Origin of the sequence: Paenarthrobacter sp. TE4293 (genome assembly GCF_050435325.1) — a bacterium.
GTDB classification, from domain to species: domain Bacteria; phylum Actinomycetota; class Actinomycetes; order Actinomycetales; family Micrococcaceae; genus Arthrobacter; species Arthrobacter nitroguajacolicus_C.
This window is the reverse complement of the sequence record NZ_JBNJRY010000001.1, coordinates 544,032-568,232: the sequence shown is the minus strand read 5'-3', so window position 1 is coordinate 568,232 and position 24,201 is coordinate 544,032. Positions and strand designations below refer to the sequence as shown.

Annotated in this window: 24 protein-coding genes; 10 read left to right on the top strand and 14 right to left on the bottom strand. The window is 60.6% G+C overall.

Features of this window, described 5'->3' with window-relative positions; all coding sequences use genetic code 11:
* From QF015_RS02640 to QF015_RS02615, 6 genes are all read right to left on the bottom strand, one after another.
* Positions 1 to 423: a DUF1003 domain-containing protein gene (locus tag QF015_RS02640; RefSeq protein WP_429386690.1), complete on the bottom strand. Its 423-nt coding sequence runs from the start codon at positions 421 to 423 to the stop codon at positions 1 to 3.
* A 622-nt stretch (positions 424 to 1,045) separates the two neighbouring features.
* Complete coding sequence (locus QF015_RS02635) at positions 1,046 to 1,837, bottom strand: SDR family NAD(P)-dependent oxidoreductase (RefSeq protein ID WP_310205428.1); 792 nt, start codon at positions 1,835 to 1,837, stop codon at positions 1,046 to 1,048.
* A 142-nt stretch (positions 1,838 to 1,979) separates the two neighbouring features.
* Positions 1,980 to 2,792, bottom strand: coding sequence for a sugar phosphate isomerase/epimerase family protein (locus QF015_RS02630; protein ID WP_429387036.1), 813 nt, complete (start codon positions 2,790 to 2,792; stop codon positions 1,980 to 1,982).
* 176 nt (positions 2,793 to 2,968) lie between these two features.
* Positions 2,969 to 4,387: an MFS transporter gene (locus QF015_RS02625; protein ID WP_310205425.1), complete on the bottom strand. Its 1,419-nt coding sequence runs from the start codon at positions 4,385 to 4,387 to the stop codon at positions 2,969 to 2,971.
* A gap of 365 nt (positions 4,388 to 4,752) precedes the next feature.
* Positions 4,753 to 5,295, bottom strand: coding sequence for an AAA family ATPase (locus tag QF015_RS02620; protein ID WP_310205422.1), 543 nt, complete (start codon positions 5,293 to 5,295; stop codon positions 4,753 to 4,755).
* Positions 5,292 to 5,942 carry a bifunctional 4-hydroxy-2-oxoglutarate aldolase/2-dehydro-3-deoxy-phosphogluconate aldolase gene (locus QF015_RS02615; protein WP_310205419.1) on the bottom strand — a complete coding sequence of 217 codons (651 nt, stop codon included), beginning with the start codon at positions 5,940 to 5,942 and terminating at the stop codon, positions 5,292 to 5,294. Before QF015_RS02615 ends, QF015_RS02620 begins: the two co-directional genes overlap by 4 nt.
* 224 nt (positions 5,943 to 6,166) lie before the next feature.
* Between QF015_RS02615 and QF015_RS02610 the strand changes: the two genes are divergently transcribed.
* The 9 genes from QF015_RS02610 to QF015_RS02570 all read left to right on the top strand — a co-directional run bounded on the left by QF015_RS02610 (position 6,167) and on the right by QF015_RS02570 (position 14,405).
* Entirely contained in the window at positions 6,167 to 7,069 is a 903-nt protein-coding gene (locus tag QF015_RS02610) for a Gfo/Idh/MocA family protein (protein WP_310205416.1), read from the top strand.
* Positions 7,062 to 8,057 carry a LacI family DNA-binding transcriptional regulator gene (locus QF015_RS02605; protein ID WP_310205413.1) on the top strand — a complete coding sequence of 332 codons (996 nt, stop codon included), beginning with the start codon at positions 7,062 to 7,064 and terminating at the stop codon, positions 8,055 to 8,057. The genes QF015_RS02610 and QF015_RS02605 overlap by 8 nt, the downstream gene beginning before the upstream one ends.
* Positions 8,054 to 8,620 carry a VOC family protein gene (locus QF015_RS02600; RefSeq protein WP_429386686.1) on the top strand — a complete coding sequence of 189 codons (567 nt, stop codon included), beginning with the start codon at positions 8,054 to 8,056 and terminating at the stop codon, positions 8,618 to 8,620. Before QF015_RS02605 ends, QF015_RS02600 begins: the two co-directional genes overlap by 4 nt.
* Before the next feature lie 3 nt (positions 8,621 to 8,623).
* Positions 8,624 to 9,523 (top strand): sugar phosphate isomerase/epimerase family protein, encoded by a 900-nt coding sequence (locus QF015_RS02595; RefSeq protein WP_310205408.1) that lies wholly within the window; start codon positions 8,624 to 8,626, stop codon positions 9,521 to 9,523.
* Complete coding sequence (locus tag QF015_RS02590) at positions 9,523 to 10,515, top strand: Gfo/Idh/MocA family protein (protein WP_429386684.1); 993 nt, start codon at positions 9,523 to 9,525, stop codon at positions 10,513 to 10,515. Before QF015_RS02595 ends, QF015_RS02590 begins: the two co-directional genes overlap by 1 nt.
* 185 nt (positions 10,516 to 10,700) lie before the next feature.
* Positions 10,701 to 11,933: a CynX/NimT family MFS transporter gene (locus QF015_RS02585; RefSeq protein WP_429386682.1), complete on the top strand. Its 1,233-nt coding sequence runs from the start codon at positions 10,701 to 10,703 to the stop codon at positions 11,931 to 11,933.
* Between the two features lie 94 nt (positions 11,934 to 12,027).
* Positions 12,028 to 13,017, top strand: a complete 990-nt coding sequence (locus QF015_RS02580) for a Gfo/Idh/MocA family protein (protein WP_429386680.1) — start codon at positions 12,028 to 12,030, stop codon at positions 13,015 to 13,017.
* Between the two features lie 123 nt (positions 13,018 to 13,140).
* Entirely contained in the window at positions 13,141 to 13,890 is a 750-nt protein-coding gene (locus QF015_RS02575; RefSeq protein ID WP_310205396.1) for an SDR family NAD(P)-dependent oxidoreductase, read from the top strand.
* Between the two features lie 62 nt (positions 13,891 to 13,952).
* A complete protein-coding gene (locus QF015_RS02570) occupies positions 13,953 to 14,405 on the top strand; it encodes a VOC family protein (RefSeq protein ID WP_429386678.1) in 453 nt (150 codons plus the stop codon).
* Between the two features lie 166 nt (positions 14,406 to 14,571).
* On the opposite strand, the gene QF015_RS02565 is transcribed toward QF015_RS02570, so the two are convergent.
* The 4 genes from QF015_RS02565 to QF015_RS02550 form a co-directional block, all read right to left on the bottom strand.
* On the bottom strand, positions 14,572 to 15,432 hold the full coding sequence (locus tag QF015_RS02565) for a carbohydrate ABC transporter permease (protein ID WP_429386676.1): 861 nt from the start codon (positions 15,430 to 15,432) through the stop codon (positions 14,572 to 14,574).
* Entirely contained in the window at positions 15,429 to 16,361 is a 933-nt protein-coding gene (locus tag QF015_RS02560; protein ID WP_429386674.1) for a carbohydrate ABC transporter permease, read from the bottom strand. Before QF015_RS02560 ends, QF015_RS02565 begins: the two co-directional genes overlap by 4 nt.
* A gap of 58 nt (positions 16,362 to 16,419) precedes the next feature.
* On the bottom strand, positions 16,420 to 17,676 hold the full coding sequence (locus QF015_RS02555; RefSeq protein WP_429386673.1) for an ABC transporter substrate-binding protein: 1,257 nt from the start codon (positions 17,674 to 17,676) through the stop codon (positions 16,420 to 16,422).
* A gap of 653 nt (positions 17,677 to 18,329) precedes the next feature.
* Positions 18,330 to 18,647: a hypothetical protein gene (locus QF015_RS02550; protein ID WP_429386671.1), complete on the bottom strand. Its 318-nt coding sequence runs from the start codon at positions 18,645 to 18,647 to the stop codon at positions 18,330 to 18,332.
* Between the two features lie 14 nt (positions 18,648 to 18,661).
* On the opposite strand from QF015_RS02550, the gene QF015_RS02545 reads away from it, so the two are divergent.
* Complete coding sequence (locus tag QF015_RS02545; RefSeq protein ID WP_429386669.1) at positions 18,662 to 19,087, top strand: hypothetical protein; 426 nt, start codon at positions 18,662 to 18,664, stop codon at positions 19,085 to 19,087.
* Positions 19,088 to 19,350: 263 nt separating this feature from the next.
* Here the strand turns inward: QF015_RS02545 and QF015_RS02540 are convergent, their stop codons facing one another.
* Genes QF015_RS02540 through QF015_RS02525 form a run of 4 tightly spaced genes read right to left on the bottom strand, consistent with a single transcriptional unit; the run spans position 19,351 to position 24,067 of the window.
* Positions 19,351 to 20,394 carry a zinc-dependent alcohol dehydrogenase gene (locus tag QF015_RS02540; RefSeq protein ID WP_310205375.1) on the bottom strand — a complete coding sequence of 348 codons (1,044 nt, stop codon included), beginning with the start codon at positions 20,392 to 20,394 and terminating at the stop codon, positions 19,351 to 19,353.
* Between the two features lie 56 nt (positions 20,395 to 20,450).
* Positions 20,451 to 21,749, bottom strand: a complete 1,299-nt coding sequence (locus QF015_RS02535) for a four-carbon acid sugar kinase family protein (RefSeq protein WP_429386668.1) — start codon at positions 21,747 to 21,749, stop codon at positions 20,451 to 20,453.
* A gap of 2 nt (positions 21,750 to 21,751) precedes the next feature.
* Positions 21,752 to 23,017, bottom strand: a complete 1,266-nt coding sequence (locus tag QF015_RS02530) for a RuBisCO large subunit C-terminal-like domain-containing protein (protein ID WP_310205368.1) — start codon at positions 23,015 to 23,017, stop codon at positions 21,752 to 21,754.
* A gap of 39 nt (positions 23,018 to 23,056) precedes the next feature.
* Complete coding sequence (locus tag QF015_RS02525; RefSeq protein ID WP_310205365.1) at positions 23,057 to 24,067, bottom strand: 2-keto-3-deoxygluconate permease; 1,011 nt, start codon at positions 24,065 to 24,067, stop codon at positions 23,057 to 23,059.
* Positions 24,068 to 24,201 lie beyond the last annotated feature (134 nt).

Below are 24,201 nucleotides of genomic sequence, written 5' to 3'. Positions count from 1 at the left end.
TCAGGAACGATGTGTCCTTGCGGAGTCCTTGATGTCCTTGAGTTCCTGCAGGATGGCCAGCTGCTCGCGGTTAATGGTGATCAGGAGGCCGATCTCTTCTTTTGCTTTCAGGTTGGTGTCGTAATCGTGCTGTGCCATGACCGCGGCGATGGCATCCTGACGTTTGGCGGCGATGAGGAGGATGGCGCCTTGGAGTCCCGCCAGCATTGAAAGCAAGAGGTTCAGGAGAATGTAGGGGTAGGGGTCCCAGGCGTGAGTTACCAGCGCCCACGTGTTGATGCCCGCCCAAATCATCATGAAGCCGATGAAGCTTCCCACGAACGGCCAGCTTCCCATTCCGTTCCGCATGATGTCCGCGGCGCGCTGGCCCTTGGTGAGCGAAGCTTTGTGTTGGTCGTGCCAGGTCTTTCCGTGGTCGGTCATGCCCTACCCTAAGCCCGGTCCGGGTACCGGGCATCGACGACGGGGTGATCCAACCCCACCGTGGCACTGCGGATGATTCGGATCCCAGTGATTGTTCCATTCCCGGAAGGGCTCCGTCTGCACCCGTATCGGCAGACAGTGGCCGTCGAGAGGTTGATTCTATTGATGATCGGGGCGCTGGACGGCGGTGCATCCCTGGCCAGCCAAGTACGTAAAAGCACTCCATGCCGGGGCAATCAACTGGCAGCCACGCTGATGCTGGGCGGCGAACGACGGCTGACGCTTCGGCCCTGCCCGAAATACGGCCGGGCCTCCACAAGACAGGCATGCCAGTTCCTGCCGGGCCAATTTCTGTTCCGGTGGAAGAAGAGCCGCAAACTCCGCAGCGGTCCATTCCGTGCCATCCAAAACATTCTTTGCCATGTACACGGTGCCTCCTCCTGTACTGGTATCCGGGATTGAAGATCGGGTGCTTTGACTGCACCACATCGGCGGCGGCGGGTGGAGCCCCGCCGCCGCACGTGTGCTGTTCCCACATGTCGAACCTGGCTTGCGCGCCGGCTCAGCCGGGGGTGGGCTCGGCCGTGGCGGGGCTTGCCATGTGTTCCTGTATGACCGGGCTTCAGGCTTTGGAACTCGGCCGTCCCGGAATATGGCTCAGAATGGACTTGGAGAAGCCGCCATCGACACAGATGTCCTGCCCGGTGACATAGCCCGCAAGGGGGCTTACGAGGAATTCAATGACGTTCGCAATGTCCATGGGATCTCCAATCCGCGCCAACGGGATGATGTTTTCCCTTGCCTTCTTGATGTGGGGGTCCTCGTACATTTTTTCGGTCATCCGGGTATGAGTCATGCCCGGGGAGACGACGTTGACTCGAATTCCTTCAGGTGCCCATTCCAGCGCGAGTGTTTGGGCAAGCATAGTCAACGCAGCTTTGCTGGGGCTGTAGGCACCTGATCCAGCATGGGGTATCTGACCTGACATCGACGAGGTAAAACAGGCGGAACCGCGGCTCTGCTGCAAGTGCGGGTGGCTGGCCTTGGCAAGGAGCCACGCGCCGCGAAGATTTACGGAGAACATGTCGTCCCAGTCTTCCAAGGAGACATCGCAGATCGGGCCAGGATTGGCAATGCCCGCATTCGCGATCAGTGTGTCGAGCCCCCCGAACTCAGCCACCGCGGCGTCTACCAATTTGCCCGGCACTGCTGGGTCACCGAGGTCTCCCGCCAAGGAAATAGCGGTGCCGCCCATAGACTCGATTGAACGAACGACGTGGTCTTGGTTGCCGTTGTTCTCGTGGCCAGCAACTGCTACCCTCGGGTGCTCGCCCCGGGCGAGGGCCGCCTCTGCGATTCTCAGACAGGCGGCTGCTCCTATGCCGCTGCTTCCACCGCTAACCAACGCTCTCATTGCGTTCACTCCTTCAATAATGGTCACATCGGAAAAGTCCCGGACCGCAACGTCCATTGGCGTTGCGGAGAAATGGGCAGTATGACCTTTTGATATTTCTCTTGCAGTTACTGGCTGAAGTGCCGTGATCCCGGTTTCAGGGTCAGTTTGTGAGTTCCCACCCGTGATCCCTGAGGGCCTGCATCGCCGTCTTGAATTCCTGCACGGGGTTCTCCTCACGAATGATCTCAAGAACGACGTTGCTCACTCCGCACGTTTCCCTGACGGCCTGGCCCAGACCGTGCCAGTCGATCACTCCCGTCCCGATCGGATCGTGACCCCAGGTGTCCGTGCCTGTATCGGAGATATGCACCAAGCCAATGGATTTGTGATGCGAGAGCAGGCTTTCGACGGGGTCCTCACCTATATAGGCTGCGTTGGCGACGTCATACACGATCTTGACCGAGTCGTCGTTGATCGTGCCGACGACGCCTGCCAGATCCTCGATGGTAGGTGTGAAGCAATAGGGGGTGTTCTCGAAGAGGAGACGCGTGCCGGCCTGCTTGGCCAGCGGAATCAGGCTGTCAAGACTCTCGTACATCCACCCGTAGGTTTTCTCAAGAGAGGGGGAGATCATAGGGCGGCGTGTCCCGGGGGATATGACCACCTCAGAGACTCCCCAACCTTCGGCGAGCTCAATCACTGACGTGATGTGCTCAATGCTCTTTCGCCGCATATTTGCTGCAGGGCTGGCGAGATTGATGTCGTATCCGCCGGCGTTCAGAGACTTGATGGAGGCGCCGTACTCATTGAGCCGGGCGTAGATCGCGGAACGCTCGGCCTTGGAGATTTCATCGGGCCAACAGTGGGGAGAACTCACTGGAACCTCAAAGGTCCTGTATCCGTTTCCGGCCAGTTCCGCAATCGCGTCTATGGCCGTGGATGACCATAGGTAGGAAAACGTGTTGATGATCATGTTGTTCACGCGGAGGGTTCCTCTCAATTAAGTGTCAAGGTAGACAGCGTTCATCAGCAATTGTGAGTTTCGGTGTCCGCTGGGAGATTCGTTCCCACTGGCCTGGCGGCTCGATGGTTCTCAAGGTTCCGTAGAAGCTTTGAGCATTCTCGGGTCGCCTTCAGGGGATAGCGTGGTTAGCGGGTAATCTTCGCCTCGTTGCCAGCCTGCGGGGCGCTTGCCGCCAGGTGTTTGCCTTCGAGTACCTCCGGGTCAGCGAGTGCCACGGTGGAGCGGTCGCCGCGGTTGCCGGTCTCCGGAAGCGTGAAGTAGACGACGAGGCAGAGGGCGACGACGACGATCATGTAGACAGCTACAAGCATTGGCTGCCCGGCGCCAACGAATGCGGCAGCGATCAGCGGGGCGGTGCCACCAAAGACGGCAATCACGATTTGATGCGCGAATCCGATGCCCGATACCCGGACCGATGCCGGGAAAAGTTCGGCCTGGATGGTCGGATAGACCGACTGCCAGATACCCAGAACAACCCACCCGGAGGCCGATACCAGGACGTATACCCAGAAGCCAGGCTGGTTGAGGAGCAGGAGCAAGGGGTAGAAGAGAACGATCATCCCGATGGCGCCGATGATGGGGAAGATCTTGCGTCGGCCGAGCCGATCGGAGAGCGCACCGCAGGCCGGCACGATGACCACGAGGAGTGCCAGCCCAATAACGCTTCCGGCCAGTGTGGAGGACAGATCCCGGCCGGAAGTCAGCTTGGCGTAGGTGGGGAGGAAGGTGGCCCAGGTGTAGTAGGCCACAGCCGGGGCAGAGAGCGCTGCTGCTTGCAGCAAGGCCTTCGGGTGTTCGCGAAGCAGGTCCATCAGGCGGGCTGCAGCGGACTTCTGATCCACGAGTGCTTCTGCCTCGAACTCGGGGGTTTCTTCTGCCCGGGCCCTCAGGATGAGGCCGACGATGCCGAGGAAGCCACCCACAACGAAGGGGATGCGCCACCCCCACGCGGCGAGATCGGCGGTAGAGAAGGATGAGGTCACCAGTGCTGCTGCACCGGTAGCCGCGAGTGTCGCGAGGCCGCTCGCCATGTTGGTGAAAGAGCCGAACAGGCCCCGCCGGTTCGCTGGAGCGTGTTCCACCATGAAGGCGATGGCGCTTTGGCCCTCGCTGCCGGCCGAAATGCCCTGGATGATGCGTGCAACCAGGAAGAGGACGGGCGCCGCGTAGCCGATGCTCGCGAATGATGGTGTGAGGCCGATGATAAGCGAGCCGAGCGCCATCCCGGAGACGGACAGTGTCAGGATGAGCCGTCGTCCAAAACGGTCGGCCAGCGGGGAGACGATAATGCCGCTGAGTGGACGTACAACAAACCCGACTGCATACGTCAGTAGTGCTGCGATGAGTGAGGCAAACGGGGAATCGCTGGGAAATATCTGTGACGAGAATACGGCTGCCAGCAATCCGTAGATGTACCAGTCGTACCATTCCACGAAGTGTCCGATGGTGCCGGCGACCATGTTTAGGGTGCGGCGAGGGTGCTTCGTCGCTTCGGGAAGTTCCGAAGCGGCCAGTCCGCTGTCGGCTTCTTTTGAGGTCTTCATTGAACTCTCCATATTTCACGATTGTTGCAGAGGGGATGTGAGAAGTCCCGGACACTTCGGTGTGCGGGTCAGCCCGGCCAATATGTCGGCTGATGGGACCACCGACTGTCTGGACGACGATCGGTTGGAACGCTTCGGGCTGCGCCTGACTTCACTTTGTCGGAGCTATTTCAGCCTCCCAGACTCTCAATGAGATCGGTTGCTGAGATCGGTTGCAAGCAACGATACGGATCACATGTGATCCTTGTCAACGTCTGCATGCAGTTGCGCGGCGGATTTTCAACTTCGGCTGTGGGCGTGAGGGCGGCGGGGCGCCAGTGGTACTGACATCCATAAAGCGCCGGTTGCAGCGAGGCTGGGTTTCTTTACGGCGCGTGAAGGGGTGCCGCGTTGTCGAAGTCCTGGTATTCCACTCCGGACCAGGTGCATTCCAAGCGGCCATAGAGGGACCAGTAATCATCCCAGTGGGCAAGTTTCCACTGATCCCGTTCCAGGCCGCGGTGGATAAGCCGCGAGCGCAGAATGTCTTTAGGTACCCGTACCCGGACGACCGTGATGGCGGACGGTGGCCATTGGAAGCTATCTGCCGCGCGAGACAAGTAGTCCGGCTCCCCGAAATAGGCCCCGAAAGGGGCGTCGAGAACTACGGACCGGCCGAGGCGCAGGTTTACCCCTGCCACATCCATGAGGGTTTCGTACTCAAGGGGAAGCAGGTTGTTGCGGTAGTAGTCATTGGACTCCCTGTCTGTGGGATCGTGCCCGGTGGCGGTCAGTGCGAATTCGACAAACCGGCCACTGACCCGGTCCTTATCCAGGTATGCCGCGTGGTGCTTCTCTGCCGTTTGCTGGGCAATTGTCGTTTTTCCTGAGCCCGCCGGCCCAATGACAATGAAGACCTGGGGAGTCATGATCGGCGGGCCTCTGATACCGCGGCGAGGAACGCCCGGGCTGCTTCGCTGACGCGGTTAAAGTCACCGTCCGGCTGCCACGCCTTGGTCACGTAACTGCCCACGCCGACCCCTGCGACGCCGGCGGCAAACCACTCGCCCACGTTGTCCAGAGTCACGCCGCCTGCCGGCATGATGGGCAGGTGCGCCAGTGGAGCCAGCACTGCTTTGGCGTAGGCAACTCCGCCGGCCTCTGTGGGGAAGAGTTTGAGGATGTCGGCGCCTGCTTCGGCGGTCTCGACTAGCTCGGTTGGTGTGTAAGCCCCGCTGATTGTCGGCACTTGGTACCGGTTCGCTGTTCTGATCATCGCGGGGTTCAGTTGCGGGCTGACCAGGAACTCAGCGCCCGCGCGAATGCACTCGTAGGCGGAATGCTCATCAAGCACTGTGCCCGCTCCGATCGCCACGCCGCTGGGTGAGTGCTTTGCGGCCAGCCGGCGGATCACATCAACTGCCCCTGGAATCGACAGGGTAATCTCAAGGGCCCGGAAGCCTCCTTCGATGGCAGCTTCGGCGACCTGCTCGGCAAGTTCAGCGTTGTCCAAACGCACGATGAGGACGGCTCCTGATTCGTGGATGGTCTGCAGCGTGCGAAGTTTCTTGTTCATACTGGCCTCTCTCTGGCCGGGTGGTGGAACCTTCACGCCTGGCCCGGCTGAATTGATGTTTCGTTGACAAACTCTCCCACCATCCATAGTGTTATTGCAACCGATCTCAGCAACCGATCTCATACAAGGGGGTATTGCGGTTGACTCATGTACGAACAATTGTCCTGGGCGCTTCCCACTGGCATGTTCCACTCTGTGCGCAAGCTATCGCTGAAGAACACGAAGTGATTGGAGTGGGCGACGAGGATGTATCCCGTATCCAGGTGAAGGAACTGGCCGCTCGATGGGGGGCGCAGGCTGAAGCTGATTGGCACAAGCTGATTGATCTACCCGACATCGGCCTGGCATATGTCTTTGGTCCCCACGACGGTATGGCAGAAAAATGCATGGCGTTGATAGCGCGTGGCATTCCGTTCGTCGTGGAAAAGCCCTTGGGCACCTCCCTTGACGAGCTTTCCACAGTCCGCCGGGCCGCCGAATCAGCCGGCGTGCCAGCCACTGTTCCCCTGGTTCAGCGCGGTGGACCCACAGAGAAATGGCTTGCCAAGGCAGGCCGCCCCACCTACCAGCGAGCTTCATTTATTGCTGGCCCACCATCACGGTATCTGGACAATGCCAATCCTTGGATGATCGATCCGGTCAAAGCCGGGGGAGGCTGCCTGGCGAACCTCGGTCCACATTTTGTTGATCTGTTTCTCCGGGGTTGTGACGAGCAGGCAGCGCAGGTGGATTCCCGTCTCTCTTCAACGCTCCACCGCCAGGCCGTTGAGGATCATGCCAGTGTCATCATCACGACGCCGGAGGGCCGGGAAGCCATAGTGGAAGTTGGCTACGCATTTCCGGGGTCCCCGTTGAAGCGGTACTGCAGCTTTACTTCAGCCGGTGAGGCCGGGTTCGCCTCTGTCAATTCCGACGGCACAGCTACCTTCACCGCGTCGGACGGAACGACGGAGACCGGCGAAATCAACGTGGACAGCGACCCGCTCTACGATCCCTTTGTACGGAACGTCGCCCGGACGCTGGAAGATGGATTCCGGGGCCTGCCCACGCTGGCCCAGCTCGAAGATGTCATGCGCCCCATCTGGCAGGCGTACGACGACCAGCACGGAGGAAACGAACATGCCTGACTTGAGTATCGACGTCGTTGCGAAAGCTGCCGGTGTCCACCGGTCAACGGTCTCCCGGGCGTTCTCACGCCCTGAGGCAGTGAAGAGTGAAACACGCGAGCACATTCTCCGTGTTGCCGAAGGACTGGGCTACACCATGAGTCCTCTGGCGCAGGCACTCCGTCGCAAGACCAGCAACATCATCCCTCTGATTGTCCCTGACATTACGAACCCGTTCTTTGCAGAACTTGCCAAGACGATGACGCAGGCAGCTGACGAGCGCGGCTACCAACTCATGCTGTGCGTCACCAATGGTGACCCGGCCAAGTCAGATGGATATTTCACCGCCATGCAGGCGATGTATGCCCCGTTCGGGATTGTGGCACCCTCCACGAAGGTGGATAGCGAGGCGCTGAAGCGTTTTGCCTTTGGCCATAAAGTGGTGGTGATTGATCGCGTGGAAGGTGACGATTCCGTTCCTACAGTCACGGTCGACAGCCGCAAAGGAATCATGCTGGCGCTGGATCATCTGCATTCCTTGGGCCACACGTCAATCGGCTATGTCTCCGGTATCGCCGGGACACATACGGCCCAGGACCGCATGGACGCCTATCTGGAACTCACCGCAGAAAACGGCAGCAAGCCGGTTGTACTGGACAGCGGCTCCGATCTGGATGCGGGTACGCGCGGAGCAGAGCATTTCCTGGAAATGGACAATCCGCCCACAGCGATCATTGCGGCCAATGACATGGTGGCCTTTGCGGTGATCTCGGCGCTCGGCCGAAGTGGCCTGCGGGTACCGGACGATGTGTCGGTCATCGGGTTCGATGGGCTTGCGCTCGGTGCACGCTTCAATCCTCCCCTGACAACAGTGCGGCAGCCGATCGCTGACATGGGACATATCGCGATCGAACTTGCGGAGAAGCAGAATGGTGACGGTTCGGTGGACCATATTGTGCTGGAACCCGAGCTCCTGGTCCGTGGCTCCACCTCGGAGCTCCGAAAATGAGCGGGGGAGGAGACCCGACGTTCCGTCGCCTGCCGGGGATTCAACATACGGACCACGTCGGCCTGACCGTTCCAAACCTTGAAGAAGGCATCCGGTTCTTCGTCGAGGTCCTCGGAGCCGAAGAGCTATACCGTTCCGAACGCGGGCCCGACGAAGAGTTCATGCCCACAAACTTCGACGTCCCATCAGATGCAAAGCTGACGCTCGCCATGCTGCGCCTGCCACCGAACCTCAACATCGAGCTTTTCGAGTGGAACAGTGCTGAACGGCGGGAGTCGCCGCCGAGACATTGCGACGCCGGGGGGCACCACCTGTGCTTTGTCGTGGACGACGTCGATGAAGCAATCACAGTGCTACAGCAAACACCCGGGGTGCGCGTACTCGGGGAACGCAAGGAAGTCGCTGGTGACAGCCCCCGAGTAGCCGGCAACCGCTGGACCTACTTCGTTACCCCTTGGGGACTGTTGATGGAAATCGTGGACCGATCCCGCGTCGCCGAACCGCCCCTGCTGGTCGGTCCCGCTGACTGGACGGCAGCTCCAAACACTTTAGAAAGGACATGAACAATGCGGCTAGCGGGTCACACACTAGGTACCCCGAACCACACGGTTCCCCAAGCACTTAGTCTCTTTCGGGCTGCAGGGCTCGATGCCGCCGAGGTCATCTACCAGGATGACTATAAGTCCGGGTTGCCCCTGGGGGACCGGCGCTCGGCAATGGAGGCGCTCAAAGCGGCCGAAGGCGAAGGCGTTCCCATCGTCGGCCTGACGCCCTACACCACCGCGATCAACTCACTGGACGATACCGAATGGCACAAAGCCGTCGACGAATTTCGTGGGGCGATTGATACCGCCCAACTGCTCGGCGCTGACCGGGTCCGCGTCTACGCAGGTTCGTGGCACCCTGGCGACACCGATCACTCAGCGCGGTGGGCTCAGCTGCGTAAGGCGCTTGAGACCCTTGCCCCCGAGGCCCAGCAGGCCGGCGTCCGCCTTTGCGTGGAGAACCACTTTGGCACCATGACCCAAACGGCAGCGGATACAGCCGCCCTGGTCCGGGAAATCGCCCAGCCGTCCGTGCGAGTGCTCTATGACCAGGCGAACCTGACCTTTACACACGACGAAAACTACGAAGAAGCCTTCGCTGTTCAAGGTGACCTGATCGGTCACGTCCATGTGAAAGACCTTGTCTTCACAGATCCCGATGCGGCTTTTCGTGCCACGGAAACGGCCAGGGTCAACGCCTCAGAGCGCGCGGTCCGTTCCCGCGTAGTCGGAAGCGGCGTTATTCCATGGACCCAAATCCTCGCCGCGCTGCTTCAGCACGGTTACGACGACGTACTGAGCATCGAGCTCGAATATCGCTGGCACCCGCAGGACCTTCCCGCGCCCGAGGATGGTTTCCGGGAGTCCGTCGCCGTCCTGCGCTCAATGCTCTCTGATCCGGCCAAAGTAAGGAACGCCTGATGAACACCAACCGCCTCCGTGTCGGAGTTATCGGCGCCGGCAACATCGCCACGATTGCCCAGCTGCCCACTTTGGTCCAACGAGATGACGTTGAACTGGCTGCCCTGGTTTCCCGGCGTGAGGATCCAAGCAGCCTGGTCCGGCGCTGGGGCTTCAACGCTGCGTACAAAACGGTGGAGGACATGCTGGCCGGACAAGAGCTGGATGCAGTATTCGTCCTGACCCCCCGCTCCGAGCATGCCCACGCCGTCGAGCTTTGCCTGAAGCGTGACGTGGACGTGTTCTGCGAGAAGCCGCTTGCCCCAGGGACAGAGGAGGCAGAACACCTGGCAGACCTCGCCGACGAGCGGGGGAGGATCCTGATGGTTGACTTCAACCGCAGGTATGCACCCGTCTACACAGCCGGCCGGGAAGCCTTTGGCGAAAAAGGTGCCACCTTCTGCGTCGCCCAGAAGAACCGCCCGGGGTCCGAATACCGTGCGACATTCGAGAATGCCATTCACATGGTCGATCTCCTTCGCTGGTACTGCGGAGGCGAACCTGAACACGTGGCTGCCCACGCCGCGGGTGAAGATCCCTGGGAAGAAGATGGACTCGCAGCGACCATCCGCTTCAGCACCGGTAACACCGGCGTTTTGATGGCGGCCCGCACAGCGGGAGCATGGAACGAGAAATTGGACGCTTACGGTGACGGAAAGACCGTCGAAGTCCGGGCACCTGAAACGATCTCCACCACCATCAACGGCGTCACCACGTCCAGGGAACTGAGTGCCGAAGCGTACGGCTGGGCGACGGCGACTGACACCCTCGGATTCTCAGCGGCCGTTCACCATTTCCTTGACCGTGTGGTCGACAGGGCCCAGCCGCTAACTTCCGGCCGCGAAGCTGTACGCACCCAGTGCCTGTTGGACCAGATCCTGGCCGCAGCCGGTCTGCCCACAAAGGAACAAACAGGGCGCGAATGGGCGAGCCACGCAGTCAACGCAAGTTGAACTGCCCACCTCAAACAAGGTGCACAGGTTTCTTCTGTGCCACTTATAACCAGTGGCCCGAGTAAATTCTCGGATATGGGGGTGGCAACATAGCTCTGTTTCGCCTGCGTCATGGTGCCCGACAAGCAAAGGGAGCGAAGAAGCGGTCGTTTCGGGGGCGTATCGCCCCGCTCGTCGGAATCCTGTTGGTTGCCCTCAGCTCGAGAGAAGCTGTTTCGGCGGTGTCTCCGCTCCTTGGCCAAATAAGCATGGACCTTCCCTTCGATGCGGTGGCGACAGGGATCCTGGGAATGCTGCCGACCGCCAGCTTCGCAATGATGGGCTTCTTCGCGATGCCGCTCCAACGGCGTATTCGGCTGGAGCACCTGCTACTCGTTGCAATGCTGCTGACAACACTTGGTCAGGCAGGCCGCGCAGTGGGATGGAATGTCCTGGCATTCTTGATCTTTACTTGCATTGCGATGCTCGGTATTGGCCTGGTCAACGTTGTGGCTCCGCCTCTGTTGATGAAGTACTTTCCCGACCGAATCGGGTTTCTCGCAGCGCTTCACATCACTCTCCTGGGAGTCAGCACCGCGGTCGCCGCCCAATGTGCCATCCCCTTGGGAAGCCTGTTTGGCTGGCGGTTCTCCACCGGGATCTGGGCTGTCCTCAGTGCGCTTGCTGCGATTCCGTGGCTGATACTTCTTGCAGCCAAACGGGCCGCTGCCAGCTCCCGGTCCGGACCCTCCAACGATGGTCCGCCAGTCTTCAGGAACATTGTCAAGCCATGGAAGTCATCAATCGGCTGGGGCACTGCTTTGGTTTTCGCTGGTTGCTCCAGCAACACCTTTGCGGCGCTCACTTGGCTTCCGGTTGTTCTCGTCGACAGAGGCATGAGTCAGGAAAGTGCTGGATCGATGCTGGCCCTCTATTCAATCCTTGCTCTGCCGGTCGCTCTGATCGTGCCCATGGTTGTTGTAAGAATGCCCAGACCGCTACCTGTGGCCGTCGTGTTTGTTGTCGCCTTTGCCATAGGTTACGGAGGCATCATCTTCGCACCTCCAGCCTCGGCAGCGGTGTGGGTCGTCGTCGCCGGACTGGGCCAGGGTGCCTATTCCTTTGCGTTCACCATGATTAACAAGAGAACCCGAACGCAAGCAGGCTCGGGGAGCCTCTCCGCGTTTGCTCAGGGGACCGGCTACGCCCTGGCAAGCATTGGTCCTTTCCTTTTTGCACTCCTGCACAGTCCAGGCGGTAGCTGGTTGCTCTCATTCAGCATGCTCGGTGCTTGGCTCGCAGTGCTTGTGGCGGGGGCCATCATGGTCAACAAGCCACGCATGTTTGAAGACCACTCGCCGAGTCCAAAGGAACATCAAGGATCCACGAAGCAACGCCGGCATCACGTTGCAGAACGGAAGTGCGACACCAATGTTTGATGCGGCCGATTTCATCGTTAGCTGATTGAACTCAAAGGAGAGATTTCATGAGTACCCCTTTCACCCTCGGCCCGGCCTTCCCAGGTTCCGCATCATGACGACGGCGGAACGGGGCCCTCGCGTCGCTGTTGTCGGAGCGGCCGGCTGGGCCGGATCCCGGCACGCCCGGGCATTCTCCGAGGTCGGAGCAAATGTCACGCATCTGGTTGATAAGGACGAACGTGTGCTCGGGCTGGCCCAGGAGCTGGGTGCGGACCGGGTATCGAGCGCCGGGGAGTTGCGCTCTGATCTGCTGGACCTGGTGGTCGTGGCATTGCCTGCAACTGTGCAACCCACCGTCTGTGCGGATCTGCTGAACAGGGGTTTCCGGGTGCTGACGGAAAAGCCTGTGGCGGCGGATGCACAGGGGGCTGCGATCATGGCCGCCGCTTCGGGAGTGAACGAACGGCTCATGGTGGGATACACGCTCCACCAGCATCCAGGGGTTCCGTTCGTATCCACGTGGGTCCGAGACAACAAAGTGATCGCCGTTACTGTTCGTTCGGTTGCCCACAAGCAGTCCGTCGACTCATGGCGTGCGGATCCGAAGGAGGGCGGCGTCGCGGTAGTGAACGGTATTCACGCCATCGAGCTGGTTTCGTCATGGTTCAAGGGTGCTCCGAAAGTCCTGGCTACCAGCGCCAGCAACATCCTGTACGGCTCTCCGGTGCCGGAACACGTCGTTTCAACGCTCGAATTCCCCTCTGGAGTGGTGTTTACCTTGCAGAGCTACTGGTCTCCCTGGCAGGAACCCCAAGGGCTCAACCAAGGGAATTGGAGCCTCACCATCGATATTCTGGCCACTGACGGCCGGATGTTGTGGTCCAACGATTCCCTTCACGTGTGGGACCGCGACGGCGGACACCACGAAGAAATCTTCCCGCCCTCTGATCTCTTCCTCCGCCAGGCAGAAGCGGCCTTAGGGTTCTGCGCAGGTGAAACGCCGCCCGTTTCCTTCGCCCAAGCTCTCCGCGCCACGGACATCGCCGATGCGGTCCGGACAGCGGCGGGCTCCGGTGCCCGGGAGGTGCCAGCCCCTAAATAGGCATCATCGAAACCAGCAAGCGTACCGAGCAAGATCGAGTAAGGAAATGACCATGAAGCAAGCACCTCATGCCCCGACGACAGGGGCCCTGCAGTCAAGCTGCGCCCAGAGCGGACAGAACCGATGAGCCTCAAAGACCAGGTGGTTTTGGTAACCGGATCAAGCGGAGGAATCGGCGACGCTGCAGTCAGCGCATTTATAGCCTCCGGGGCCATTGTCATTGGTGCCGACCGTTCCCCGAAGGAGGACCAGTCGCTGGAAGCGTTCTATCCCCTCGACATCACTTCGGAAGAACAATGCTCCACCGTCATCACGGACATCCAAGTCAAATACGGCCGTCTGGATGTTCTCGTCCATGCAGCCGGAGTCCTCGGCCCCACCCCCGACATCATGGAAACAACCACCGAAGAGTTCGACTCCATCCTGAGGATCAATGCCACTGCGACCTTCACCATGGTCCGGCAGACCGCAAAGTCGATGCTTGAGACGGGCACCTCGGGTGCCATCGTGGTCCTGTCCTCAGTTGCGGCAAAAGAAGCGCGCCTCAACTATCTGCCCTATAACGCAAGCAAACTCGCGGTCCTTCATATCATGTGGTCTTTCGCCGAACTGCTCGGACCCAACGGCATCTCGGTCAATGCCATTGCGCCAGGACCAGTGAACACGCCCATGTGGGCGCAGTTCGCCCGGGATTCCGGACCCGATGCAGCTGCAAACCGGGCGAAGCGGGCAGCGCAGCTGCCTATGCGCCGCTTTGCCGAGCCCGATGAAGTGGCCCGGGCCATCCTGTTCCTCTCTGATCCCGATAATCGCTACATCACGGGGGTGTCCCTGGACGTGGCCGGTGGCGCACATCTGGGGATAGGAACCTAGGAATTCGGCTATTCATTCTTCGGCACTCAGAGACGAATCCCGTACTACGAAGGAGGCCCCCAATGCGGCACCATCACACCGCCCTGCACGTATCGGATATGGAGCGCAGCGAACGTTTTTATGTGGATGGACTCGGACTGGAGCGACTGGATGCGTGGACATCCGGAGCCTACATCGGCAAGCTTTATGGCCGTGCCGACGTCAAAGTCACGGCCATGCTCCTGGCTACCAGCGACGGATCGTTCCGCTTGGAACTCGCCCACGCCGAGCCGCTGTTGACCGCTGTCGATCCATCCCAGGCGCAGCCGGGAACAGCTCACCTTGCCTTTACCGACATTGATGTGCGGGAGGTGTACGCCAGGATGATGGCGCTCGGTTACGGCGCGATATCCGAACCTGTTGCCCCGACGTCGGGCCCCATTGCAGGCGGGTGGCTGGTTTACCTCCTCGATCCCGATGGAAATCGCGTGGAGTTGATCCAGCCGCCGGATTGGCGTCCAGGCATAAACTCCTAAGTCGCAGCGCCTCAGGGCATGGTGCGAACGCAATCTCCTTGCCACTGGATGGTGAATCTACCCAGGTGGTGCCCATTAAGGAAGGCCCCGTGACCGCTCAGCGGTCACGGGGCCTTCCTTTTGCAGTATGGAGTGCGGCTGGTCTGCCCGGTCAGTTATCCCTTAGCTAACCCTTGACTCCGCCTGAGGTCATACCGGCAACAAACCAGCGTTGAAAAGCGAGGAAGATTGACAGAACCGGGATGAAGGCAACGACGATGAATGCGCCGAAGAGACCCCAGAAGCTCCCGAATCCAGTGGTAATGTATCGCACTATGCCGTTCTGGACGGTCTTCATGTCTTCGGTGGTGGCGAGGACGGTGCCCACGAGGAAGTCATTCCAAACGAACACAAAGATGAAGATGGCTACAGCAGCGATACCGGGCCGGATGAGCGGCAGGATAATGCGCCACAAAATCTGCATGCGGGAGCAGCCATCAATGGCCGCTGCTTCCTCGATTTCGACGGGAATGTTCTCGATGAAATTTCGCAGAAACAGGATGGTTTGTCCGCAGATTATTGCCGTGTAGACGATGATCAGCATCGGGTAGGTGTTGATCAAAGCAGTCTTGACAAACATTGAATACAGCGCAATGAAGACCACAATCGCCGGCACCATGGACAGGACCAGGATCCCGGTCATCAGCGTTTCCATGCGGCGGCTGCGGTATCGTGTGGCGACATAGGCCGCAGGGATGCAAATGGCCAGGGCGAGGACGATGGAGCCGCCCGCATAGATGAGGGAGTTCGCGAAGAAGCGGATGTTGGTCGATGTCAGGAGACCAACATAACCCTCGGAAGAGAAGGGCGCCGGTATCCACCGTGGCGGGAACTCCAAGGTGCTCGAGGCCGTCTTCAGCGATGTGGATACAATCCATGCGACCGGCGGAAGCACCACCGCGGCGGAGAGCAGGATGTAGGCCCAGGCAGGGACTGCGCGAATGAAGTTGCCCAGGCGTCGCTGGCGACGCGGGGTTGTGATGCTCACAGGCTTTCCTTCCGTCGGAAGCGAATGGCGACGAGAGTCAGGACAATGTTGACGGCAAAAAGTAAGATTGCCGTTGCTGATGCCCCGGAGAGATCAAACTTGTCGAACATTTGGTTGTAGACACGCATGGACAACGTCTCCGTGGACCCGATGGGCCCTCCTCGTGTGGTGACGAGGATGATGGTGACCATCTGTACATAGAGCATGAGGAGAACTACCACCACGGACACGATGGTGTTGCGTAAGTAGGGGAGCGTAATGTTGATGAATCCGTGCCAGACACCGCCGCCGTCCACTTTGAGGCTTTCGCGTAGCTCTTCAGGAATAGTTTGAAGGGCACCCAGGAAGAGAAGCATGGCTTGCGGATAGGACCACCAGGCTGTCATCAGGGTTACTGCCACCAACGCGCTGGTAGGCGATGAGAACACGTCAGTGGGGCCGAATCCGAGGGATTTGGTGATGGCGGAAGCTGGACCGTAATTGGGGTTAAGAAACCAAAGCCAGATAGTTCCAGCAGTAGCCTGTGACATCAGCCAGGGCAGGAGGAAGAGGCTCCGGACGGAACGCTTGAACCTGTGAAGATTGTTGAGCACGATTGCGGAAAGAAGTCCTGCCGGCAGAGCGATGACCAAGGCGCCGAGCGAGAAAACCAAGGTAGTTCCGATGCGGCTCGGCAGGTCAGAGTCTGAGAACAGCCGGACAAAGGAATTCAGTCCGGAGAACTTGCCTATCTGGTAATAAGTCGTTTCGTGCAGGGCCGTCCAGACTGTGTAGATGAGCGGCCCCACGAAAACAAAGAGGAAAACGGCACTGACGGGGAGGACATACAGCCACACCATCCGATCCTTGCGGACCCGGCGAATGGTTTCGATGCTTGACGGTGCGGTGCTGGTCCTGTGGGGGCTGCGTGTCGGGCTTTCTGTTGACATTTTCAATGTTCCTTCCCAAGGGAGCCTGAACTTCCCAGGCTCCCCTGATATGGGGCGGCTACTTCTTGTTAGCCGCATCCTGCGCGGAACGGATGAAGTCCTCACCCGATGAACCATTGAGAGTCAATTTCTGTCCTGCTTGGGATAAACCAGTCGCGAGGGCGGTCCAGGTATTGGAATACGTGCGAGGCTCGCTATTGGTCTTGACATAGGCCGCGATGTCGTTGACTGTCTTTGCCTCAGGAGTGGAGAAGAACGGTTGCTGGTAGGTGGCTGCCCGGGTGGGGACCTCTCCACCCGTTGCCATCAGGGCACCGGCTTCCGGCCCGGTCATGTACTCGATAAACTTCCAGGCGGCCTCGGAGTTCTTGCTGCCATTGCCTATCCCCAAGGTCCACCCAATGGTGGTTCCTGTCGTATCGCCAGTACTCGCCTTGGGCAATGCTGTCCACTTAAGGTCCTTGTTCTGCGAGCCGAAGGACACCGCTCGTTCCGTGCCCAAAACTGCCATGGCGACGGTGCCACTCGCCATTCCGTCAGCTACGGTGCCGTACGTGTCTGAAACGACGTTGCTGCCCAAAGCCTTGACGTCCCGCAGCTTGGCAAGGAAGTTACCGAACTCGTTGCCCTTCGCCGTGGCGAAATCCGCTTGTCCATCTTTGTTCCAGATCTCTTGGTCAACCTGCGTCATGAAGCAGTTGAAGAACGTGCTGATGATCGCCGAGTTGTCCGTGTCCGAGAATCCAGTCCCGAAGCCGGTAAATCCCGCAGCTGCAGCTTTCTGAGCGACGTCGACAACCTGGTCATACGTGGTGGGAACGCTCGCGCCAATCTCGGTGAGGATCTTTTGGTTGTAGTACAGCGCGCAGGTTCGGTATTCATATGGCACGGCCACCGGCTTGCCGTCGGCGCCAGCAAGGGTGTCGGTCGGGCGCAGCCAGTCGGTCACCTTGGAAGCAGCCTCAGGCAGCGGTGCGTAGACCCCGGCGGATGCCATCTGCGGAACGACGGGAGTGAACATCTTGAAGACGTCAGGAGCCTGGCCTGCTGCCGCGGCTTGCGGCAGTCTGTTCAACATGTCGCCAAGCGAAACAACGGAGAGGTTGATCTTGATGTCCGGGTTTGCCGCCTCAAACTTGGCAATGTTTTCCTTGAGGGCCTTCGAGCGCGGATTATTCTGGCTGGGATCGAGGAAGTCCCAGTAATTGAGCGTTACGGGCCCTTTCGGTTCCGAAGCTGAGGGGGAGCAGCCACTGAGTGTGAGGCCGGCTATGACGGCCGTGACGAGCGCCAAGCCCCATCGCTTTTTGATCATGAAATTCTCCTGAGAACTGGGTTGCTGATGCGGGAGCATGCCGTGCTCAATTCCCGCCTGCTAAACGCTGACCACCGAGAGTGGGGAGGGGCTTTTTGACCATCGAGTCTCTCCTTTGAGATCGGTTGCATTTACGGAATTAGCAGTGAGATCGGTTGCTGAGATCGGTTGCAACAAATTTAGGGCCGAAGCAAGTCGCTGTCAAGGGAGGATTTGGTATCGATTTTGGACGTCAAACATTCCGGGTTGACACGCAGTCCCCGGCAACGCGGGCTGTTAAAGACATGGAAGTCCCGTCCCTTGCTCCGCGCATCGTTAAGCTAGGGCACCTTGGGTGTTCCCGGCCTCGGTTCCAAGACCCCGTACCCTTCGCCCACGGACGCTTCCGTCATCGCGCCGCCGGCGGGATACGCGCCGCTCGTGGCGCAGTCCATCGCGCGGCACGGCTCCCGTGCACTTTCCTCGAAGAAGTACGACGACCTCAGTCTCCAGGTATGGAGCCGCAGAGCACAGCAACAGCCTCACCAAGCTCGGAAAAAAGTTCCATAAGGCTCTCGTCGAACTCATCGCCGCGAACGAAAAAGTAGGCTACGGAAACCTCAGCGCACGCGGGATCCGCGAGCGTCAAACAGCGGGGAAGCATCGCGGTCTGGTCATCGGGCAAGGAGCGGGCCACGGACAGCGCCCTGAACTTTGTGGAGGGAATGAAAGAGGGGAACCCGAAGATCAGCAAACCCGTCGGCGACGTGGTGGTTGACCCCAAAACACTGTACTTCCACAAGACGGATGCCGCTTATCTGGAATTCGAAGATTCCGATCCCAGGCTGGATGTCGTTGCCCATGAACTCGATGACCTCCCGCAGACCAGGGAGGTATCTCGTCGGATGCAGGAGAGACTCTATGCTCCCGAATTCGTGGAGCGGCTTGAAAACGGAGAATTCACCCTCACCGATCGAGGCAAGGGTGAACACAGGTCAAGGATGCTGTGGACGCTGCCGATGTGCTCTACAACTCGTACATCATCACCTCCGGAATCAGTGACGAAGTCAGAACGGATTGGGGGCGGTTCGTCAATGCCGGGGATGCGGAATGGTTCGCGTACCTGAACGATGGAACGGACTTCTACGAGAAAGGCCCAAGCTTCCAAGAGGAAGATGTCACGTTCCGCATGGCAGAGGTCCTGCGCGACGACCTCATGCACACCCTGACCAAAAGCGCTTCCCGAAAACCAGTGGGGCCAAATTCCGATTCGCACACGCAGAAGAAATTACTCCCTTCGCAGCGATGTTTGGCTTGCCGGGAAGTGGGAAGCAGCAGGCCGAAGGCGAGCTCTTCACCTACGCCGGGAACCCAGGCGGGGAGCGGATGTTTCACCAATGGCGGCCAACATCCAGTGGGACACCTCCGCTGACGCATCAGGTCAGACCCTGACACGCATCCTTGACAACGAGCGCGGGATTCCCCTGGCGGAACCCTGCAAACCGAGCGCGGGCTAAGGGGCGTTCTACACCACTGATGAGCTCGTTCGCTGCCTGCCGAAGATCAATCCGAGCGTATCCTAGGCAGCGGTACTCCCCAGGGCGGGGCACGGGGGCCGGTTCGTCAAGGTAGATCAATGTCCGTTCCCCTACCCAGGAAGCAACGCCGTGGCATTCTCCACAGCGGCACCCGACGTCAGCCGAGGCTCGGGATGAGCAGAACTTTGCAGGCATCCCCTGTGAGGAGTTCCACGGCTTCGTCGATTTGGCTGAGTTTCATGCGGTGCGTGATGAGCCAATCGAGGTCCAGTTTTCCGGAGTCCAGCAGCAGCAGGCTTTGTTCCCAGGTCTCCCAGAGCCGGCGGCCAAAGATGCCGCGCAGAGTGATGCCCTTCTTGTTGATGTAGGCGGCGATATCGACTTCTGCCGGGCGGCTGGGGTGTCCGACGGTGATGACGGTGGCTTCGCGGCGCACGGCTTCGAAGAGGGTCGCCAGTGTGCCGGGTGCTCCGGAGCATTCGAAGGCGACGTCGAATCCGCCGCGTCGGCCTGTCAGTTCGCGGCAGCGTTCGATGATGCCGTCGTTGGGGTGCAGTGCGGTTGCGCCCAGCTTTTCTGCTTGGGCGCGGCGGTAGGGGTTGGGATCGACGGCTATGACGTGCGAGGCACCCATGAGCAGTGCCAGGTTGACGACGACGAGACCGACCGGTCCCGCTCCGCTGACGAGCACCGCCCGCCCTGCCACGGAGTAGTTGGCGCGTTGGATGGCGTGGACTGCAACCCCGGCAGCTTCGAGAAGGGCGCCGGATTCCAGAGACAGGCCGGTGGGGAGTTTGACGCAGATGTCCTGCGGCACGGCCGCGTATTCGGCGAAGACGCCGTCGATGTGCATGCCCAGAATGCCTGTGCGTTCACAGGTGTGGGCGTCTCCTGTGCGGCAAGGAAAACACTGGCCGCAGGTCAGATGGCTTTCGAGGGCAACTTGGTCGCCGGCTTTGAGGCCGGTGACGCCGGGGCCAACTTCGACGACGGTGCCCGCGCCTTCGTGGCCGAGGACGACCGGAAGATTGAGGTTGAATGCTTGGGCTGAGGGGGTCCATTCGTAGAGTTCACGGTCGGTGCCGCAGAGGGAGGCTGCGCCGACTTCGATGACGACGGAGCCTTCTGCTGCCTTGGGGTCGCCCGCGTCGGTGACGTATGAGACGCCTCGTTCTGCTGCGTTTTTGACTACTGCCCGCATGGGGGCCGCCTTTCGTGGGTTTTGGTGATGCGCGGAGGGATTGAGTTCGAGGTGAGTCAGTGGGGGAGCTGACCGGCGAATTTTCGCAGGACATCGATGGGGCCTACCTGCCCGCCTTTGAGCAGGAGCCTGCATCCGCCGACTGCAGAGTCGTCATCGGCTTGCAGGATGGGGCCCGCTGTGACGAACTGGTCGGAGACACGTAGTTGGCGCACGCCCATGGCGATGAGTGCGTGGCTGGAGGTGTCGCCGCCGCACACGGCGATGTCGTGGGTGAGTCCGGCTGCGGCCATCCGGGCTGCGATGCCCCCGATCAGTGCGCCGACGTAACCAGGGTCGGCCGGTGTGGCGGCGCCAAACCGGGGGTCTCCGGGACCCCTGGTGGTGTGGACGACGACGTTGTGGCCGTTCCCCAGGGCGTTTGCGACGTGCCTGTCCAGCTCGGCCAGGGCCCCGGCGTCGTGACCCTGGAGTAGCCCGGCGGATACCGGCGCGTCCTCCCATCCGTGCGCGACGGCGTCGGTGATCTGTTTCGCCGTGGTGCTGGAGGCTGAGGCGCTGATCGCCAGCACGGGTCCTGATGGCCGCTGCGGTCCGGGGGCGCGGGGAGCCTGGTCCGAAACAGACCGGGCCAGGGCTGCCATGATTCCACCGGAGCCCACAACAATGGAGGGCCCGTGGCCGTGCCCCTCCCGGGTGAGGGCCTCAGCAACGGTATCCATGTGCTGTTCGTCCACGGCATCAACTACGAAGGCTTGCGCATCGGGGTCCCTGCGGCGGTCTGCCCAGGCGTCCTTGAACGTGCCGTCGTCATAGGCGGGCAGGTGGATGGCAGCCGGTTCCGGAGCACTGCCAAGTTGTTCGGCGAGCACTTGGCGCAGGTCGGCTTCGGCCATGGGGGTGGAGGGGTGCCGGGACATGACGGGGTGGCGGTCCAGTCGGTAGATCTTGCCTGCGTAGCTCGCGTAGTGGTTGCTGAAGGCGGTGAAGCGGCCGAACCCGGGCTGTGCCGGCACCACGGGAATTGGACCGTGGAGGGGGAACTGCTGATGCAGCAACTGAATTCCGCGGCCAATGCTGCCCACGGCAGGGGAGCTGTCGAAGGTCGAACAGACCTTGTAGAGCAGCACTTCCAGATTCAGTTGTGCGATGCCGGCAAGGTCGCGGGCCACCAGGGTATCGAACGCTTCCCCCGCCAGGGACCGGGCTGGCCCTGCGATCCCGACGACGTCAGCATCGGTGGGCAGCGGGGAATCGCCAATGATCAAGACAGCGTCCAGTCCGTAGCGATGGGACTGGGCCAGGACATCTGCGGCTCCTGTGAGGTCGTCCGCAACGAAACCGAAAGCGGGCATTTTTATGCACCTTTCCCGAAGGTTTGGACTGCGTGCAGCAGGGCATCATCCCCGGTGCGGGAGCGATCGCGTGCGGCTTCCTGCAAGGGGACGCCGGCCACGGCAGCTTCCCATGCCTGGCGGAGGCTGCGCACCCCGGCCCCGGGACCGTCCGGATGGCCCGCGACGCCGCCACCGGCGAGCATCATCAAGTCCGTAGAGCCCACAGACTCGAAGGTGGGCCCCGGGGTGGTGACGTTTTGGCCCGAAGACAGGACGGGCAGCGGTGCAGTGGTCTGTCCCAGTGGTTCGAGCAGGCTGCGGATGTTCGCAGCGACTTCTTCGTCCAGTTCGTAAAACTTACTGCCGAGTCCGCTGGCATGCAGGTGGTCTGCGCCGGCGAGGCGTGCCAACTGCTGCCAGACCCGGTAATCCATCCCCAGGCCCTTGGACCGCATCGAGGCGGCGAGTCCGGCGCGGTGGCCATGGATGGGAACCTCGGCGAAGCTGCGCAGCAGGGCCAAGGCGGGAAGGCCCATGACCGGGATGTTCAGCATGACGCAGCGGCCGCCGGCGGCGACGACGAGGTCGTGCCGCTTCTTCAGGCCGGCGAGGTCTCCGGTGATGTTGAAGGCATACATGGTGGAGTGGCCCGTGACCTGCTCTGCGGCACGGATTTCTTCTGTGGCGACAGCAACACGGCGTTCCAAGGGCAGGTACGCGGGATCGGTCATCAATTCGTCGTCTTTGATCAGGTCGATGGAGGCCCTGGCCAAGTCCCGCACGATGAGCCGGAATTCATCTTCCGAAAGCCCGACGTTGGGTTTGACGATGGTTCCCACCATGACGCCTTGGACGTCACTGATGAGTTTGCGCGTCCCCGCGATACCGAAGGCCGGGCCAGGGTGGGCTACAACAAAATCCTCGGGGAGGGTTATGTCCTGCAGCCTGCAAGCGTAGAGATCGCCAAGTTCGAAGAGGTTTCCGGCGATGGCGGTCTGCAGGGTGGCCAGGTCCGTACCAATATTCTCCATGGGGAAATCGACGGTGACGAGGGCAGCGCGGACCTTTTCCGGGGCGGCCCGTGACGGCAGTGAGGGCCGGCAGAAGCCGAGTTCCTGGACCTCTGAGATGCGGGCGGCGTGCCGTTCACGGATGCGGGCCGACTCGCCGGGTACCGGCATGAAGGTGCCGCTGGATTGCTCACCCGCCATGATGGCCGCGGCTTTTGCAGGGTCGATTTCCGACTCCAGGTAGTAGGTGCATCGCACCGAGCGCGGATCGCGCATGGTTTCTCCGTCCATGAAGGGGGATGTACAAGGAATGGTTCAGACCGCTGCCGGGACCGGATCGGCGGGCTGCAGGCCTCCGGCCCGCTTCAAAGCCCAGGAGGCGACGATCGGGGCCAACAGTGCTGTCACCAGAACGGCCGTAGCAGCCTGGGCTGACGCGGAAGCGACGAAGGGTTCAAACCTTGGGTCTGCGACGGCGACTACCGCAGGTACGGCGACGGCGTTGCCCGCCGTTGTGCCGGCTGCAAACCCGATGCCGCTCTTGGATCCGCGTTTGAGGATGAACCGGTAGCCGAGGTAGGTGAGGCCTCCAGTGAAGACGACGACGATCAGTCCGAGGAAGATTCCGGCGAAACCTCCGGTGAGCACTGTTTTCAGGTTGATGCCCGTTCCCACAGCGAAGGACATGAAGGGGATCACGATGTTCGGTACATGGTCCAGGGCCTTCGTCCACTCACGATCGACGGCGCCGATGAAGAGGCCGATGATGAACGGAATCAGTGCCGCGGCGAATGCCAGTACAGGGATATCGCCCAGCCCGGATGCGCCCAGGAAGATCAGGGCCAGGAATGGCCCGTCATCAAAGGCGCTCGCCACGTAAGCACCGGTGTCCCGCTCGTCGCCGTACTGGCCGGCGAAGGCCAGCCACAAGGCGCCGTTGCTGTTACCAAAGATTGCCAACATGGCCAGGATGGATACACCAGCGATGCCGTCGATGCCGACCACCAGGCCCAGGATCACCGCAACGGTGGCTGGGATCAAGGTCTTGCAGACCAAGACAACCGTGGTGGTGGACGCGGCGGCCTTTCCGCTGTGGCTTCCGGTGATCTGGGCTCCGGTTGCCAGAATGAGCACCGCGATCAGCGTCAAGGCACCGTCCTTGAAGAGCGCGGTGGTGAAACCGCCGATTTTCAGGGCTTCGGGCGCAAAGGTGTTCATCAGTACGCCCAGCATGAGTGGGATCAGCATCATGCCGGCGGGCACCTTCTGGAGGAAGGCAAACATCGGTATACGGGAACGCCCGGACCTCAAATGCATCTGTGTCATTACTCGACCTTTCTACGCCATTGTATGTTCCAGTCGACGGAGCAAGTCCGTACAATTAGTACGTACATTACATGTGCGCTGGATCACCCGTCAAGGATGAGGCGGAGGAAGGGCGGGCTATGATGTGCTCGAAC